This is a genomic window from Flectobacillus sp. (assembly GCF_049240685.1).
Lineage (GTDB): Bacteria > Bacteroidota > Bacteroidia > Cytophagales > Spirosomataceae > Flectobacillus.
In genome coordinates this window covers 1-1,865 of record NZ_JBMLSD010000481.1, presented here as the reverse complement: position 1 = coordinate 1,865, position 1,865 = coordinate 1, and the positions used below count along the sequence as shown (strand labels likewise).

At 38.5% G+C, this 1,865-nt stretch carries 4 protein-coding genes; all 4 read left to right on the top strand.

The features are described from left to right. Positions 1-81 precede the first annotated feature (81 nt). Entirely contained in the window at positions 82-429 is a 348-nt protein-coding gene (locus tag ACOVQ4_RS22280) for a hypothetical protein (RefSeq protein ID WP_421822793.1), read from the top strand. A gap of 46 nt (positions 430-475) precedes the next feature. Further along, positions 476-757: a hypothetical protein gene (locus ACOVQ4_RS22275; protein ID WP_421822792.1), complete on the top strand. Its 282-nt coding sequence runs from the start codon at positions 476-478 to the stop codon at positions 755-757. A gap of 49 nt (positions 758-806) precedes the next feature. Next, positions 807-1,451 (top strand): hypothetical protein, encoded by a 645-nt coding sequence (locus ACOVQ4_RS22270; protein WP_421822791.1) that lies wholly within the window; start codon positions 807-809, stop codon positions 1,449-1,451. Continuing rightward, positions 1,411-1,865 (top strand): hypothetical protein (locus ACOVQ4_RS22265; RefSeq protein ID WP_421822790.1); only part of this gene is annotated, 455 nt, incomplete at its 3' end. The genes ACOVQ4_RS22270 and ACOVQ4_RS22265, both read left to right, overlap by 41 nt.

Here is a 1,865-nt window from a genome sequence, read left to right as displayed (position 1 = left end):
ACTTGACTCTCAATGGGAATGAAATCGTTTTTGTCAACTCATTCAATTAATTTTTTTTAACACTTAATTACAACAGCAACAATGTACAAAGCACAATTAGCCCCAAACCCAAAAGGTATCTCTGAAGTAGAAATGAACTACGATGTAATTTCAGAAACTCGACAAACTGCCAACGTAAACTATGTCGAAAAAATCGACATCTCGAAAATCGCAGATACACGTAAATTCCCTCAAGCTGAAGGTATGTCGTCTGTGCCAAAAAGTTGGGATGCTACAACGGAGGAGTTTCAAGCATGGTATAACAACCAAGATGTTTTGTTAATCGAAACGATGTTACAATCACTTGGCTTCCAATTCACAGAGATTCAAAAGCTTGATATTACGACTGGACAATATCACATTGTCAAGTCAAATCCTTCAGCTCAGTAATCTCCATCAATTCCATGTTTCAGTTTCATTAAAACAGTAATCTAAAATGTCTAAAGTCGCAATCAATTTTGATGTTCCATTCAAAGGGTTTGATGGTCAACCAGTACAAGAGAACGGAAACGTAATCAATTTAGGATACATTCTCTCACAACGCATTGCCTACTCGAATTCACCCAACTCTCAAAAACTCATGTATATCGGATTTCAATTGTACGAGGGTAAAGAGATTTCTCTTGACCCTGTAGATAAAGAAATCCTCAAAAAATTCATCGAGTCAGACGAGGTGATGACCAACATGATTAAGTTCAGACTTTTAGAACTGTTTTAATTCTGTAGCCTTGCGAATTCATTTTCGCAAGGCTTTAAACCTTACAAAAATGGCAGCACAAGCAGGAACAGAATTATTTAGCATACAGCTCAATGGAGCAATATGCTATGAAAACAGGTCTGGCTTCCCCAGTGAGCTAGTTACGATAAAAACATTTTACGGCCAAACAGGAGGTGCAGCAGAACCTCCCAAAACAAAACTATATCTCTCTGGAGAGAGAATAGGTGTAACTCTTGGTGAAACGAAAGCTGTTGGAAATAAACTCTATTATAAACTTAAAATCACTACCCAAAGGCGTGAAAAAGGTGGTTGGTTTGATTTAGGGGCGGGAGTTTATAATAACGAAGAAAGTGAGGCTTGGGTTCTCTCAACCGATGTAACCGACGATAAACAAGAAGCTGACAAGTTATTAAACGAGAGAGTAAATGCCAAACAGGTTGCTAAAGACAAAGCAACCCAGAAAGTCTTAGATACAATTGATGACAATGAAAACTCCTTCGCAGGTACAGAGGGAAATAGCGATAATACACAATCTCTCAATGTCACAAAGCTACTAGCGATTGTTTTAGGTTTCATTGCCATTATCATCATGGGTGTACTTCTATTCAAATCAAAAAACAGAGAGCAAATTCAATTAGCAGGTAAAAAACATTATGGGGTTCTCAAAACAAAGTGGAAACAGCTCTTCAAGTAACCAGAAAGCAACCACATCAAATAGCTCAAGTAATTCGAGCACCAATAATCAAACAGCATTAAGTAGCTTACTTGGAAGTGGTTTTGACACCTCAAGCAATATCAGTGTAGGAATGAGTGCTGACCCTGTATCTGCGATTGTAGGCTCAGTATCAGGCGTAGTCCAAGCCTTTGTCAATGCTGACTCCAAAAAGGAAGTTGCTAGACTCCAAGTAGAAGCAGAACAACTTCAACTTGAGGCAGAAGATGCTAAAGCTGACCAAGAGCTTTACAAGGTTTTACAAGAAAAAGTCAAGACCAAACAACAGCAATTGCAGACTGCTGCTGACAAAGCCAAACAAACAGCCACCAACAATATGCTGATTTTCTTAGGTGTGCTTGTCTTTGCCTTGGGAATCATCTTTGTCGTATTCAA